Source organism: Lacrimispora sp. BS-2, from assembly GCF_040207125.1.
In the GTDB taxonomy this organism is placed as follows: Bacteria; Bacillota; Clostridia; order Lachnospirales; family Lachnospiraceae; genus Lacrimispora.
Genome location: NZ_CP157940.1, coordinates 1,405,596 through 1,418,580 on the forward strand (window position 1 = coordinate 1,405,596; position 12,985 = coordinate 1,418,580).

At 44.0% G+C, this 12,985-nt stretch carries 16 protein-coding genes; all 16 read left to right on the forward strand.

Annotated features, from left to right (window positions below; all coding sequences use genetic code 11):
- The first annotated feature begins 19 nt into the window (after positions 1-19).
- Positions 20-811 (forward strand): septum site-determining protein MinD, encoded by a 792-nt coding sequence (gene minD, locus ABFV83_RS06675; RefSeq protein ID WP_349948129.1) that lies wholly within the window; start codon positions 20-22, stop codon positions 809-811.
- Between the two features lie 11 nt (positions 812-822).
- Positions 823-1,101, forward strand: coding sequence for a cell division topological specificity factor MinE (gene minE / locus ABFV83_RS06680; RefSeq protein ID WP_349948130.1), 279 nt, complete (start codon positions 823-825; stop codon positions 1,099-1,101).
- Between the two features lie 2 nt (positions 1,102-1,103).
- Positions 1,104-2,228, forward strand: a complete 1,125-nt coding sequence (locus tag ABFV83_RS06685) for an FtsW/RodA/SpoVE family cell cycle protein (protein ID WP_349948131.1) — start codon at positions 1,104-1,106, stop codon at positions 2,226-2,228.
- A gap of 31 nt (positions 2,229-2,259) precedes the next feature.
- Positions 2,260-2,655, forward strand: a complete 396-nt coding sequence (gene mgsA, locus ABFV83_RS06690; protein ID WP_025233147.1) for a methylglyoxal synthase — start codon at positions 2,260-2,262, stop codon at positions 2,653-2,655.
- Positions 2,656-2,669: 14 nt separating this feature from the next.
- A complete protein-coding gene (locus ABFV83_RS06695; RefSeq protein ID WP_349948132.1) occupies positions 2,670-3,638 on the forward strand; it encodes a D-alanyl-D-alanine carboxypeptidase family protein in 969 nt (322 codons plus the stop codon).
- An 89-nt stretch (positions 3,639-3,727) separates the two neighbouring features.
- Positions 3,728-4,147, forward strand: coding sequence for a twitching motility protein PilT (locus ABFV83_RS06700; RefSeq protein ID WP_349948133.1), 420 nt, complete (start codon positions 3,728-3,730; stop codon positions 4,145-4,147).
- A 256-nt stretch (positions 4,148-4,403) separates the two neighbouring features.
- Positions 4,404-5,843 (forward strand): HlyD family efflux transporter periplasmic adaptor subunit, encoded by a 1,440-nt coding sequence (locus ABFV83_RS06705; protein WP_349948134.1) that lies wholly within the window; start codon positions 4,404-4,406, stop codon positions 5,841-5,843.
- Positions 5,844-5,855: 12 nt separating this feature from the next.
- A complete protein-coding gene (locus tag ABFV83_RS06710; protein WP_349948135.1) occupies positions 5,856-6,548 on the forward strand; it encodes a YggS family pyridoxal phosphate-dependent enzyme in 693 nt (230 codons plus the stop codon).
- 228 nt (positions 6,549-6,776) lie between these two features.
- The gene (locus ABFV83_RS06715; RefSeq protein WP_349948136.1) at positions 6,777-7,295 is read left to right on the forward strand and encodes a cell division protein SepF; all 519 of its coding nucleotides are present in this window, start codon (positions 6,777-6,779) and stop codon (positions 7,293-7,295) included.
- A gap of 222 nt (positions 7,296-7,517) precedes the next feature.
- Positions 7,518-8,606, forward strand: coding sequence for a 3-dehydroquinate synthase (gene aroB, locus ABFV83_RS06720; RefSeq protein ID WP_349948137.1), 1,089 nt, complete (start codon positions 7,518-7,520; stop codon positions 8,604-8,606).
- Between the two features lie 10 nt (positions 8,607-8,616).
- The gene (lspA, locus tag ABFV83_RS06725) at positions 8,617-9,135 is read left to right on the forward strand and encodes a signal peptidase II (RefSeq protein ID WP_349948138.1); all 519 of its coding nucleotides are present in this window, start codon (positions 8,617-8,619) and stop codon (positions 9,133-9,135) included.
- A complete protein-coding gene (locus tag ABFV83_RS06730) occupies positions 9,132-10,046 on the forward strand; it encodes an RluA family pseudouridine synthase (RefSeq protein WP_349948139.1) in 915 nt (304 codons plus the stop codon). Before lspA ends, ABFV83_RS06730 begins: the two co-directional genes overlap by 4 nt.
- Before the next feature lie 195 nt (positions 10,047-10,241).
- Positions 10,242-10,883: a cytidylate kinase-like family protein gene (locus ABFV83_RS06735; RefSeq protein ID WP_349948140.1), complete on the forward strand. Its 642-nt coding sequence runs from the start codon at positions 10,242-10,244 to the stop codon at positions 10,881-10,883.
- Positions 10,884-11,101: 218 nt separating this feature from the next.
- Positions 11,102-12,037: a GntR family transcriptional regulator YhfZ gene (gene yhfZ / locus ABFV83_RS06740; protein ID WP_349948141.1), complete on the forward strand. Its 936-nt coding sequence runs from the start codon at positions 11,102-11,104 to the stop codon at positions 12,035-12,037.
- Between the two features lie 156 nt (positions 12,038-12,193).
- On the forward strand, positions 12,194-12,553 hold the full coding sequence (locus tag ABFV83_RS06745) for a PRD domain-containing protein (protein ID WP_349948142.1): 360 nt from the start codon (positions 12,194-12,196) through the stop codon (positions 12,551-12,553).
- 62 nt (positions 12,554-12,615) lie between these two features.
- Positions 12,616-12,984 (forward strand): DUF2620 domain-containing protein, encoded by a 369-nt coding sequence (locus tag ABFV83_RS06750; RefSeq protein WP_349948143.1) that lies wholly within the window; start codon positions 12,616-12,618, stop codon positions 12,982-12,984.
- The last annotated feature ends 1 nt before the right edge of the window (position 12,985 follow it).

A 12,985-nucleotide genomic window follows, 5' to 3' on the forward strand; every position in this document is an offset into this window, starting at 1 on the left:
AAAATCAGGAGGATATGGTATGAGCGAAATTATCGTAATCACTTCTGGAAAAGGCGGGGTAGGCAAGACAACAACCTCTGCCAATGTTGGTACCGGACTGGCGATTCTGGGTAAAAAAGTAGTCCTGATCGATACGGATATAGGGCTTCGGAACCTGGACGTTGTTATGGGTCTGGAAAACCGCATTGTCTACAATTTAGTAGACGTGGTAGAGGGCAACTGCCGTATGAAGCAGGCCCTGATAAAAGACAAAAGATATCCGAACTTATTTTTACTTCCCTCCGCGCAGACCAGGGACAAGACGGCAGTCACTCCCGAGCAGATGGTGAAGCTGGTTGATGATTTAAGGGAAGAGTTTGATTATATCCTGCTGGATTGTCCCGCAGGCATTGAACAAGGCTTTCAAAACGCCATTGCAGGTGCTGACAGAGCTATTGTTGTTACCACTCCGGAGGTTTCCGCGATCCGGGATGCCGACCGGATCATCGGGCTTTTAGATGCCGCTGACATGGGAGCCATTGAACTCATCGTAAACCGGATCCGTGCGGATATGGTGAAAAGAGGAGACATGATGTCTCTTGACGATGTCATGGACATCCTTGCCGTTGATATTATCGGTGCCGTGCCGGATGACGAGGATATCGTCATTTCCACAAACCAGGGAGAACCTCTCGTTGGCATGGGAACCCCGGCCGGACAGGCCTATATGGACGTCTGCAGGCGGATTACCGGGGAAAACGTACCGCTTCAAAATCCGGCTGTGCGTGAAAGCCTGTTCTTTAGACTCTCCCATCTCCTAAAGAGAGCATAGGAGGGTGCGATATGAGACTGTTTCCTGTATTCAGCAAAAAGAATTCAGGAGAAATTGCAAGAAATCGTCTGAAACTTTTGCTGGTTGCGGACAAGGCTGATTGTTCTCCTGAGATCATGCAGATGATAAAAGACGATATGGTCCGTGTTGTTTCAAGATACATGGATATAGATTCCGACAGAATAGAGATACAGATGAAAAAGCTGAAGCAACCGGATTGCGAACGTTTTATACCGGTTCTTTATGCAAACATCCCTATTCGCGACGTACCTGATAAGGGGATATACTAATTATGTTTTCTGACTACAATTTTAAATACTATAATTACCGGTTAGTTTTGTACATGCTGTCGCTGTCCGTTATTGGGATTCTTGTGGTGGCCAGCGCCTCCAACCAGGATTCAAACACAGTGACAAAACAGATTATCGGCGTAATGGTGGGATTTGCCCTGGCTATCGGGCTTTCCATTATAGACTATCATAAAATCATCAAGCTTTATGCTTTGGATTATGCGGCTTGCATCCTTTTGCTGGGTGCTGTTCTGGTTATGGGACATACGGCTGGAGGAGCCACCAGATGGATCAACCTTCCTGGTATCGGGCGGATTCAGCCGTCTGAGTTCGTTAAAATCGGATTAATCGTGTTCTTTTCCTGGTATTGGAACAAATACCAGGAAAGGCTGAACACGCCGGTTATGATAGGGCTGGCCGCTTTGCTTGCGGCCATTCCCATCGGCCTTATTTTTGCAGAGCCGAATTTATCCACCAGCCTAGTGGTTTCTATCATTATCCTGTGTATGGTATTTTCCGCAGGAATCAGTTACCGCTGGATCGGGGGCGTCCTTGCCGTAGCAATACCGGCAGGAGCGCTTTTCATATTTCTGCTGACCAAAGGGTTGATCCCTTTTATCCACGATTATCAGGCACGGCGTATCCTTGCATGGATTTATCCTCATGCAGAGCAGTATGCAGAAAATCTGTACCAACAAAAAAATTCAATTATGGCAATCAGTTCCGGACAGCTTCAAGGGAAAGGACTTTTTAATACAACCATTGCATCGGTGAAAGATGGAAACTTCTTATCAGCCGGGGAAACCGACTTTATTTTCGCCATTATCGGCGAAGAGATGGGATTTCGAGGCAGCGTTATCGTCATTGTTCTTATTGGTTTGGTTGTATTTGAATGCCTTTATTTGGCATCCAAATCCAAGGATATGTCAGGAAGACTGATTTGTACCGGCATGGCGGCCCTGATTGGCTTCCAGGCCTTTGCCAATATCGCCGTAGCAACGCAGATATTTCCCAATACAGGCCTCCCGCTCCCCTTTATCAGTTCGGGAGTCAGTTCGCTCATCAGCATCTTTATGGGTATGGGACTGGTGCTGAATGTTGGACTGCAGCGCAAAATCGGCAATTAAAAATCGGTAATTAATAAGGAGGTATATCGTCATGAATATAGGACTAGTTGCACACGATTCAAAGAAAAAACTTATGCAGAACTTCTGCATTGCCTACAGGGGCATTTTAAGTAAACACATGTTATATGCTACCGGAACCACCGGACGCCTGATTGAAGAGGTCACAAACTTAAATGTTCATAAGTATCTGGCCGGACATCTGGGCGGAGAGCAGCAGCTTGGATCCCAGATTGAACATAATGAGATCGATCTGGTAATCTTTTTAAGGGATCCCCTTACACCCAAGTCCCATGAACCGGATATCGTAAATATCATGAGTACCTGTGATATGCACAACATTCCTCTTGCTACCAATCTGGCTACTGCAGAGCTTTTAATCAAGTCCCTGGAGCGCGGTGATATGGAATGGCGTGAGATGTACAAATAACAGAGGTAGATTCCGTGAAGAAAAGAGTTTTTGTAAAATCAGGCTGCATTGCCTTATGTACCGTATTCCTGACAGGCTGCGCCGGTTTAAAGGGCCTTGATAATCCTTATGTATATTCAGAAAGGACCGCCCTTTACCAGTCCAGTGCAGTGTCTGGCAGAGCAGAACCCTTTGCTCATGATCTCTGCATCGTTTCAGAGGATACTTCCAGCCAGGACAATGCGGTTACTGCCGAAGCTGCCGCTGTCTTTGACTTAACGGATAAGAAAGTCCTGTTTGCCAAGAATCCTTTTGAGCGTTTGTATCCTGCAAGCATCACGAAAACCATGACAGCTCTTATTGCTTTGAAATACGGAAATTTATCAGATGAGGTCACGGTGACCAGGGATGCTGTCATTACGGAAACCGGGGCCACTTTATGTGGGATAAAGCCAGGGGACAAGCTGACTATGGAACAGCTTTTATATGGTCTCATGATCCCTTCCGGCAATGATGCCGGGGCTGCCATTGCAACCCATATGGCCGGTGGAAACGACCAGTTCGCTCAAATGATGAATGATGAGGCGTTGAAGATCGGAGCTACAGGCACTCATTTCCTTAATCCACACGGATTGAGTGATGAAGATCATTATACCACAGCTTATGACCTGTATTTAATCTTTCATGAAGCTTTAAAGTATCCCGAATTTCGCAAGATAATCGGTACAACCGAGTACACCACCACCTATCAAGATGGAGCTGGAAAGCCGGTAAACGCAACCTGGAAAGGTACCAACTGGTATATGACAGGAGAGCGCCAGATGCCGGATGACCTTACCATCCTGGGCGGAAAAACTGGTACCACAAAGGCGGCCGGAAGCTGCCTTATTATGGGAAGCTCGGACTCCTCTAAGCGGGAATATGTTACCGTAGTTTTGAAAGCGCCGAATCATGCAGGCCTCTACGATAATATGACAAATATATTAAATAAAATTGTAGAATAGTCATTGCCTTTCTTATTGATTTGTACTATAATTATATTAATCCGAATAGACTTTTTATACAAATTATATAACGCAAGGAGGAGATTGCTATGGTGCAGATAATAGCAGGAAAAAAGGGTAAGGGGAAAACAAAACATCTGTTAGACAGAGCTAATTCCATCGTAAAAGAATCAACAGGTTCTATTGCCTACCTGGACAAAAGTTCCAAGCACATGTACGAATTAAGCAACAAGATCCGCCTCATTAATGTCAATGAGTATCCGATTACATCAAGCGAAGGATTTATAGGTTTTATCTGTGGTATAATATCTCAGGATCATGATTTAGAAATGATGTTCTTTGACAGCTTTTTAAAGCTGGCCTGCCTTGAAGGGGAAGACATATCTGAGACCATTGCAACTTTGGAAAAAATCGGTGAAAAGTATCACGTAACCTTTGTTCTCAGCGTTTCTTTAGATGCGGAGAATATGCCTGAGAATGCCAGGGCTAATGTGGTTGTTTCATTATAATCATACATAAAGATAAGGGGGCTGCACAGCAGTCCCCTTTGTTTTGCTTGAATTTTTTGGATTTTCCTTTTATAATACTAAAAGGATCGCCCTTCAGGTTATACCTCTATGCCCAGAATACATGGGCAGGAATAAGGAAACACCCTTCGGGTATACCTCTATGCCCAGAATACATGGGCAGGAATAAGGAAACACCCTTCGGGTATACCTCTATGCCCAGAATACATGGGCAGGAATAAGGAAAGGAGGCGTCAGGATGGCAAAACAAAAGGCACCGCAGCCATTAAAACGGGCTGCCCGCCCAAAGAAGAATAAAAAAATCATCCGGTACCGGCGGCCTCTGAATATTAATGTTGGCATGATCATCTTTGCGTTGATCTTTGTTTATATGGTGTTCAGTGTATCTGCCTATATCCGCAGAGATAAGGTACAGTTTTATGAAGTACAGGAAGGCAGCATCGTCAATAACAAGAATTACACGGGAATTATCCTCCGGCAGGAAGAAGTGAAGAATGCAGACCGTTCCGGCTATATCAATTACTATGTAAGGGAAGGGAAACGGGCTTCTAACGGCACCCGGGTCTATTCCATTGATGAGACTGGGAATCTGACTTCATTTCTGGCTGAAAATTCAGAGGATAAGGTCACACTGACCCCGGAAAATCTTGGCGGGCTGAAAAAACAGCTGACCGCATTCAGCCTTACTTATGACAACGACCAGTTTCATTCTGTCTATGATACCAAATACGCTTTGGATGCAGAAGTCATGGAATACATGAATTTTAACGCATTGGACAACCTTGGCGGCCTGATGGATCAGGCAGGCATTAACTTTGAGCAGGTGAAAGCGGACCAGGCAGGCATCGTCTCCTATGGAGTGGATTCCTATGAAGGATTTCAGCCATCGGAGGTCTCAGAAGCCGCATTTGACCGCAGTACCTATACAAAGACCATCACTAAATCAGGGAATCTTATAGAAAAGGGCACTCCGGTTTATAAGATCATCACTTCTGATTTATGGTCAATTGTGTTTCCAATGACGGAAGAAGATGGGAAAGCTTATGGTGACAAGACAAATCTCACCGTAGAATTTGCCGGGCGGGATTTGAAAGCTTCCGGAAGCTTTTCCCTGCTTAACGGAACAGATGGAAAAGCCTTTGGAAAATTGGATTTTGATAAATACATGGTTCAATTCGCTTCCGACCGGTACGTTGATTTTGAAATCGTTTCGGACCGGGTAGATGGATTAAAGATTCCTGTAACATCTGTTACGAAAAAAGATTTTTATCTGGTACCCATGGACTACGTCACTCAGGGCGGTGACAGCCAATCCACCGGCTTCAACAAAGAGGTGTATTCCGGGTCCGGGACCTCAGTTATCTTCGTCCCTACCGAAATTTACTATTCCGAAGGGAATAATTACTATATTGATATGGGTACGGAGGATGGCTTTAAGGCCGGAGACTATATTGTAAAACCTAATTCAACAGAGCGCTATCAGATTGGGACAAGTGCTTTTCTTCAGGGTGTTTATAATATAAACAAAGGGTATGCTGTCTTTAAACAGATTGACGTGCTGGCTTCCAATGATGAATATTACACAGTGAAAAAGAACATGGCCTATGGACTGGCAGTATACGATCATATTGTTCTCAATGCAGAAACTGTCAATGAAGGGGAATTAATTTATAAATAAGAGGTGATTGATTTGGTTAAGGAAAATCTGGAAGAAGTTAATAACCGGATCTTAGCCGCCTGTAAAAGGGCGGGAAGAAATCCGGAAGAAGTAATCCTGATAGCGGTAAGCAAGACAAAGCCGGCTGTCATGATATCAGAAGCATACTCTGCCGGTGTCCGGGATTTTGGAGAAAATAAAGTGCAGGAACTCTGTGAAAAATACCTTGCACTTCCGGAAGATATCCGCTGGCACATGATTGGGCATCTGCAGCGAAATAAAGTGAAACAGGTCATTGATAAAGCTGTGCTGATCCACAGTGTAGATTCTATCCGCCTGGCGGAGCAGATCGAAGAGGATGCAGCCAGAAAAAACCTGATTGTGGACATCCTTTTGGAAGTGAATGTGGCCGAAGAGGAAAGCAAATTTGGGTTTAAACTGGAGGAGACGGAAAGCGCTATCCGTAAAATCGCCAGCCTTCCCCATGTAAGGATAAAAGGTCTCATGACTATTGCGCCTTTTGTAGAAAATTCTGAGGAAAATCGTCCAGTTTTTAAAAAATTAAGACAATTTTATGTTGACATGCAAAGCAAAAACATTGATAATGTTAGTATGAATATGCTCTCAATGGGTATGACCGGAGACTATGAGATTGCCATAGAAGAAGGTGCTACTTTGGTAAGAGTGGGTACCGGAATTTTTGGTACAAGATATTATGGGAAGTAAAAAGCACTTCCCATAATCGGATGGACGGGGCAAAGAACGCCCCTTTTATCCCCACTTGCTTTGCAAGTTCGGATAAGTTGTATTATATGAACACTTAATGAATGCAGGAAAAGCGAAGCAGAGCCTGCCGCGCATGATCGGGCATGATTTTGGTGAGAATATTTGCCTGGTCCTGGGAAGATCTTTTCTGCCTTAGGAACCATGGCGTAAGATTGGAGAGAATGAAGTATGAGCATTTTAGGCAAACTGATGGATAGCATGCGCTTAAATGATACAGAAGATGACGATTACTATTTAGATGACGACTACGAGGATGAAAACGATAAACCTGCCAAAAGAACCCTTTTCTCAAAAAAGAATGAAGAGGATTACTATGATGATGAGGAGGATTATGATCAGAAGCCTCGTTTTCTGTCCCGCTCCCCTAAAGTAGTGCCCATGAAGCAGTCGCGTTCCATGGAGGTATCCATGATAAAACCCACCTCCATTGAAGATGCAAAGGAAATTTGCGATCACATGCTGGCTGGAAAGGCAGTTGTCCTTAACATGGAGGGAATCCATACGGAAGTCGCTCAGAGAATCATCGACTTTACCTCAGGCGCCACTTATTCCATGAATGGTAATTTACAGAAAATATCAAATTACATATTCATAGCGACCCCGGAATCCGTTGAACTCTCCGGTGATTTTCAGGACCTGCTAAATAACGGAAGCCTGGATATGGGCGGAATGAATTTACGCCTTTAACAGATTTTCCCCACAAGACATCATATATTTCTTTAAATGGTACAAGCAGACGATTTTCCACATCACCCGCTTCTTTAAATCGTTGCAGCATTGCAATGCAGGAAGCGGAGAGGAAGATTGTTTGCTTTCTTCCATGATATAGGAATATAAAAATACAGTAAAAGAACGCCCCGGGGGCATACCTGAATGTCCAAAAGCATGGACAAGAAAGAGGAACATACCATGGGATATAGAATTCCGGTACACATGAACGGTACCTTCATTTATGAGATTGTCATGGAAACTGGGTTTGACGGGCTAAAGGAAGAACTGAAAAAGCTGAACCTGGGAGACCGCAAGGTCTGTATTGTCACGGATTCCAATGTGGCCCCTCTTTACCTTGAGGAAGTAGAAACAATTGTTTCTGCCTGCTGTAAAAGAGCAGAGCATTTTATCTTTCCTGCCGGAGAAGAAAATAAAAATCTGGATACCGTCAGAAGCTTATATGAAACTCTTATCTTAAAACAGTTTGACCGCCATGACTGTCTGCTCGCTTTGGGCGGGGGAGTTGTGGGAGATTTATGCGGCTATGGTGCGGCCACCTATCTGCGGGGAATATCCTTTATCCAGGTGCCTACGACCCTGCTGTCCCAGGTCGACTCCAGCATCGGAGGAAAAACCGGCGTTGATTTTGACTCCTACAAAAATATGGTAGGAGCCTTCCATATGCCAAAGCTGGTATATTCCAATATTGCGGCCTTAAAAACTCTTTCAGAAGAACAGTTTTCATCAGGAATGGGAGAGATTATCAAGCATGGGCTGATCAAAGACGCCTCCTATTACCAATGGCTTATGGACCATGCCTCTGAAATCCGGAACAGGGATTTAACAGTATTAAGCCAGATGGTGCTTGTAAGCAACCAGATCAAGCGGGATGTGGTAGAAAAGGATCCAACGGAACAGGGAGAACGGGCTCTATTAAATCTGGGACATACCCTGGGCCATGCCATTGAAAAGCTTTCAGACTTCAGGCTGGTACACGGTCACTGTGTAGGACTGGGCTGCATCGCTGCCATGGCAATTTCCGTAAATAGAGGAATGGTCCGGGAGGAAGAGCTTCCAAGGCTTTTAACGGTAATGAAGCAGTTTGGTATGCCTGTTACGGTGAGCGGTCTTTCTCCGGAAAATATAGTTCTTACTACAAGAAGTGATAAAAAAATGGATTCCGGCACCATCCGGTTTATCCTGTTAGAACAGATTGGCAATGCCTGCACCTGCAAGACCGTCACCGAAACGGAAATGGCAGAAGGGCTCCGCCAAATCTTAGCTTAAGGAGATTTACATGAATCAAAAAATAAAACTGATCATTGGAATGATCATCGGCTTCTTTCTTTCCATTGGCCTGGATCAATGGACAAAGCTACTCGCGGTTAAGCATCTGATGAACCGGCCTCCTTTTGTTATCTGGGATGGGGTATTTGAATTTTATTATTCCGAAAACCGGGGGGCAGCATTTGGAATGCTCCAGGGAAAACAGACGTTTTTTCTGCTGGTTGCTTTGGCAGTGCTTACAGCAGCGGCTTTTGCTGTCAGCCGCATGCCTGCCGACAAAAAATACCTGCCTCTGCACCTTATTGCCATGTTTCTTTCAGCAGGAGCAGTGGGAAACATGATCGACCGCTTTGTCAGAGGTTATGTAGTAGACTTTTTGTATTTTAAGCTGATCGATTTCCCGATTTTTAATGTTGCAGATTGCTACGTTACGGTTTCCATGTTCGTTTTCATGCTTTTGTTTCTGTTTTATTATAAGGAGGAGGACTTATCCTGTCTTTCCATTCATAAAAAGGAGGACCAGGGTTGAGTCAAGAATTTGTAGTTGCTCCTGAGGAAGCCGGAGTCCGGATCGACCGGTATTTATCCGGCCAATGCCAGGACATTTCCCGTTCTTACCTTCAGAAGCTTTTAAAAGAACAATCCGTGCTGGTTGAAGAAAAACCGGTAAAAAGCAATTATAAAGTAAACGCAGGGGACCGGATATCCCTGACCCTTCCTGAAATAAGGGAACCGGAAATCCTGCCGGAGGATATCCCTCTTGATGTTATCTACGAGGACAAGGATATCATTCTCATTAACAAACCAAAGGGGATGGTAGTCCATCCCGCCGCAGGCCATTACACCGGAACCCTGGTCAATGGACTGATGTCCCATTGCCGCAGTGAATTATCTGGAATAAACGGAGTTATGCGCCCTGGAATCGTCCATCGGATTGATATGGATACTACCGGGGTTCTTATTGTGTGTAAAAATGACATGGCCCACAATTCCATTTCTGAGCAGCTGAAGGAACATTCCATTACCAGAAAATATGCTGCAATCGTACACGGCGTCTTAAAGGAATACGAGGGAACCATCAATGCTCCCATTGGCCGTCATCCTGTGGACCGGAAGAAAATGAGCATCAATGAAAAGAACGGAAGAGAAGCAGTGACCCATTACCGGGTTCTGGAGCGTTTTAAGCAGTATACCTATATAGAATGTCAGCTTGAAACGGGACGGACCCATCAGATCCGCGTCCATATGGCAAGCATAAACCATCCTCTATTAGGGGATTTAGTCTATGGCCCTGCAAAGTGCCCTTTCCGCCTCAACGGCCAGACGCTTCACGCCGGTGTGCTGGGAATCATCCATCCCAGAACTGGAGAATACATGGAATTTACAGCTCCTCTTCCTGACTATTTTGAAGAATTGTTGAGGAAATTAAGAACAACTTAACAGGCTATCCAAAAGACTCCTTCTCAAAATACAGTTAAATCAAAATAAAAACCTAGATTTTTCAGAAATTTTAAGGTATACTATACATGAAAGCAATGAGCAGTGCGAAATAATCCATGGAAAGATTTTCGTTGTGCTTGCACATAAGAAAATGTTTTCCTCCTATTACAAAATAACTGGAAGGAGCCTGCCTATATGAGTGGAAATTTAGTGATTGCAATCGGAAGACAATGCGGAAGTTCTGGAAAAATCATCGGACAGAAATTGGCAGAAGAACTGGGAATTAAGTGCTATGACAAGGAGCTCTTGGCGCTTGCAGCAAAAAACAGCGGATTATGTGAAGAATTATTCCATACCCACGATGAAAAGCCAACCAACAGTTTTCTCTATTCACTTGTGATGGATACATATTCCATGGGATTCACCACCTCTGGTTACATGGATATGCCAATTAACCATAAGATCTTTTTAGCACAGTTTGATACCATCAAACAGCTGGCGGATGAAGAATCCTGTGTAATCGTAGGAAGATGTGCCGATTATGCTCTGGCGGATTATCCGAACCTTGTTTCCGTATTCATTTCTGCCGATGAAGAAGACAAGATAAAATCCTTAAAAGAGCTTTATCACATTGATGATACAAAGGCAAAGGACATCATGGTCAAAACGGATAAAAAGCGTTCCAGCTACTATAACTACTATTCCAATAAAAAATGGGGAGATGTAAGAAGCTACGATTTATGCATTAATCGAAGCTCCATAGGTGTGGACGGAACCGTTAAGCTGATCCGCAATTTTGTTGAAACAAAGATGGAATGGAATAAAGCGAACCGCTAAAAGATAAATTTCCTTTGGGAACCGATATTGTTTTTATTGAATCGTATAAAGACGGACATTTCTGTAATACAACAGAGATATCCGTCTTTTTGTTTGGAAATTTGTACTTTCTGTGCAAAAAATAAAAATATATACCATAATATTGTTGACATTGCACATGTCATATGGTATTATTCTAATATACAAAATAATGTAAATTGGTAAAAGCGAGTGATCTCATGAAAAATAAATGTTTAGAAGCAGGAAACCTATATCAAAAAACAGGCCTGGTAAAAAATATGCTGGCGCTGGATTTAATGTCCAGGAATACCGGGGACCGGATTCTGCCTATCTCAGAGTACCAGGATAAGTTCGGGGTATCCAGGGGGACCATTCAGAACGCATTTACCTGTTTAAAAGAGTGCAACGCTGTGACACTGGAAAATCATGGACACCAGGGAACTTATATCAAAGAGATTGATTATAAGAAGCTGCAGGAAAACTGCATGCGCAAAGAAATCCTTGGAATCATGCCCCTTCCCTATTCTGTGACTTATGAGGGTCTTGCAACAGCCATGTATACCCAGTTCGCGCCACTTAACTTTAATATGGCTTACGCCAGAGGTGCGGTAGGACGTATTGAACTGGTGGAATCAGGAACCTATCAATTTGCGGTCTGCTCCCAGTATGCGGCGGAGCAATCCATAAGAGAAGGAAAACAGATTGAGGCAGCAATTAATTTTGGGCCGGGCAGCTTCCTTTCCAGGCACGTGCTTCTTCTGGCGGATTCCGGATATGACAGCATTCAGGATGGCATGAGAGTCGCATATGACAGCAGCTCCATTGACCAGAGCTGCATTACCAGAAATATTATCCACGGCAAAAAGGTTACCCTGGTTCCAATCCGGACCCAGCAGACCGTTAACGCCTTGATGGATGGTATCATAGATGCCGGCGTATGGAACTATGACGATATCCAGGAACATAAGCATGAACAATTAAACGTAGCATTTTTAGACGAATCAGATTATAACAATCTGTTTTCAACGGCTGTTATGGTGATCAGAAAAGAGGATGAGTATCTGAAAGCACTGCTGGAAAAGTATGTGAGCGTATCCAAAGTCGTTGAGATCATCCGGGAGGTAAGGGAGAAAAAAAGAGAGCCTTATTTTTAAAAGGCCATCTTTTTGAGGCAAAGTACAAAATAATGTATATTGTCAAAAGTGAAAAGCACTTTCAACAATCACATGGACGGGTTTAATAAACAGCCCCTTTATTATCACCAACAAGCCAAGTGACAATAAGCCATATTGAGACAGGGAGGAAATCCAATGGAATTAAAAGGTATTTTAAACCAGCGTCTGGACATTCTGGAAGAGAATCATGTGATCTGCAAAAAAGTTGCAGATTATTCCAGAAAAGCAGTGGAACGGATCCTGGAAGAAAATCCTGATGCACAGGAGGATAAGGCAGCAATGTTCATCACCCATCTGGCCATGGCTGGACAGAGGGTCTTAGACGGGGTCGTGGAGCACCCTCTGGATAACACGCTCCTTGATGGAGTTAAACAAGAACCTGTTTACCAGAGAGCAGAAGTGTTAAAAGAGGAGCTGTTAAAGGAAACGGATATCCAGTTCCCGGAAGCAGAGCGGGATTTTCTGACCGTTCATCTATGCAATCTGCTTTCATAATAAGGTATCAGGGCCAATGGCCTTTATAAGAAATGATACAAATAAAGAGGAGGATAGAAGCAATGAAGATTGTGGTCGGTGGTCAGATTGACAAGGAAGAAATTGCCAGACTGGTGGCGGAACAGATGAATGGCCGGGCAGAAATCGAGATCAAGGGGGATCTGGATGCTGCATTGGGTGTAAAAAACGGAAAGTATGATTATTATGTGGGTGCCTGCAATACTGGCGGCGGCGGAGCGCTGGCTATGGCTATGGCCATGTTAGGTTCCGGGCTCTGCTCTACGATTTCCATGCCAGGAAATGTAAAGAGCGGGGATTTTATCAGGGAAGAGGTTCAAAAGGGGAAAAAAGCATTCGGATTTACAGCACAGCACAAAGAAGAAGTCCTTCCTGTTCTGCTGCAGGCAATCATGGAAAAAGAGGAGGTTTAAT